The organism is Streptomyces sp. CO7 (genome assembly GCF_053474865.1).
Genome location: NZ_JBRIOU010000008.1, coordinates 388,409 through 390,303, shown reverse-complemented (window position 1 = coordinate 390,303; position 1,895 = coordinate 388,409). Strand labels below are relative to the sequence as shown.

General features: G+C 77.6%; 2 protein-coding genes. Both read right to left on the bottom strand.

Going from position 1 to position 1,895, the window contains the following annotated elements; genetic code table 11:
* Positions 1–587: SRPBCC domain-containing protein (locus ACOV8S_RS26680; protein WP_448320854.1), on the bottom strand; the 587-nt coding region annotated here is incomplete at its 3' end.
* A gap of 103 nt (positions 588–690) precedes the next feature.
* Positions 691–1,895, bottom strand: a 1,205-nt coding sequence (locus ACOV8S_RS26675) for a spermine/spermidine synthase domain-containing protein (protein ID WP_448320852.1), incomplete at its 5' end; no start/stop codon positions are given.

The following is a 1,895-nucleotide window of genomic DNA, read 5'->3' as shown; positions in this document are numbered from 1 at the left end:
GGGGACGCGTCGTCGGCGTCGGGGCGGGCGTCGAAGTCGCCGTCCGCGCCAGGGGCGAACTCGGGGACCAGGGGCTCGCCCGCGCCGGGGGTGACCTCCTCGTGGCCGTCGCTGGTCACCGTCGCACTCCCCTCCGCCGGCTCCGCCGGGCCGTCCGCGTCCTCTCCCCCCTGCCCCGGGAGGTCCTCGGCGAACCGTTCCAGCAGGCGGACCAGTGCCCCGTGCACGGCGTCGGGCTCGAACCCGGTGATGCGCCCGGTCGCGGTGCCGGAGGCCTCGAAGTGGAGCACCGTCCCGTCGGACCGCGGACGCAGGGCGAGGCGGACGGTCGCGCGGACCGTGCCGTCGCCGCGGGCCTCGCCGCCCTCCGCCTCGGCCGTGAAGGCGTCGTCGGCCCGGCGGGCGACGTCCAGCGAACCGCGGTACGTCACGCTGCTGCCGGCGACCCGCAGTTTGAGCCGGCCGGCGACGCCCTCGGCCGCGGCGTCCCGCTGGAAGCCGTGGAGGGCGCGGGCGACCCGTTCGGGGTCGGCGAGCGCGGCGGCCAGGTGGTCGGCGGGGACCGGAACGAACACCTCATGCTCCATGGGCCCCGACACTACCGAGGGGAGCGCGAACCGCACCCCCGGCGAAGGCCGATTGGCACACCTTTTCCACGCCCAGGGCGGGCACGGGGCGGCGTCCGCGCCCTCAGTAGCGCGGGTGCGCCAGCGTGGAGGCCGGGAGCCCGGTGACCCTGGTGCGCCCGGCGGCCCGCTCCGCCGCCGTGAGGGAACCTTCCTTCAGGGTGTGCGGCCGCGGCCCACCGGGCACCGGCCCGAGCCGCGGCGCAGTGGGCCCGCCCGAGGCGAGGAACAGCCCCCACTCCCGGCCGGCCGCCCCGGTGACCCGGTACGCCGTCGCCCGCAGCCCCGCCGCCCGCAGCGTCGCCGCGACCGTCCAGTACGTCCGGGGGCTGCCCGCCGCGGAGCCCGCGTGGACCGCCAGCCGCCCGTCCGGCGCCGTCACCCGCCGCGCCAGCCCGTAGAACTCGCGCGAGTACAGCTTGGCGCTCGCGGTGTTCCCGGGATCGGGGAGGTCGGCGATCACCACGTCGTACGGTCCGCCCCGCGCGACCCTCAGCCACTGGAACGCGTCCGCGGCGGCGAACCGCACCCTGGGGTCCTCGTACGCGTGCTCGTTGAGCGCGGCGAGCCCCGGATCGGTGCGGGCCAGCCGGACCAGCTGCGGGTCGGCGTCGACCACCTGGACCTCCCGCACGTCCCCATACCGCAGCACCTCGCGCAGGGCGAGGCCGTCGCCGCCGCCCAGCACCAGGACCCGCGCCTGCGGCCCGTTCATCGCCGGGTGCACCAGCGCCTCGTGGTACCGCCGTTCGTCCCGCCCGTCGACACGCAGCGTGCCGTCCAGGTAGAGGCCGAGCGGCCGGCCCGGCCCGCCCCCGGTGAGCGCGACCTCCTGCGCGCCGGTGCGCAGGGACACCCGCAGACCGTCGCCGTACAGGGCCCGCCCCGCCGCGCGCTCGAAGTCGTCGGCGAGCACGGCGGCCGTGCCGAGCAGGGCCAGCACCAGCACGTTGGCGACCAGCAGCACCCGCCGCGCCCGGCGGCCGAGGTCCCGGCCGAACAGCCCCAGCACCAGCGCCGCCCCCACCACCGCGTTGACCCCTCCGGTGAGCAGCGCCCCGGTGAGCTGCCCGAACTGCGGCAGGAGCAGGAACGGGAAGGCGAGGCCGCCGACCAGGGCGCCCACGTAGTCGGCGGCGAACAGGTCGGCGACCGCCCCGCCCGGGTCCTGCCGCCGGATCCGCTGGATCAGCTCCATCAGCAGCGGCACCTCGACGCCGATCAGCAGCCCTATCGCCAGCGAGACGGCGACCAGCACCACGCTGGGGC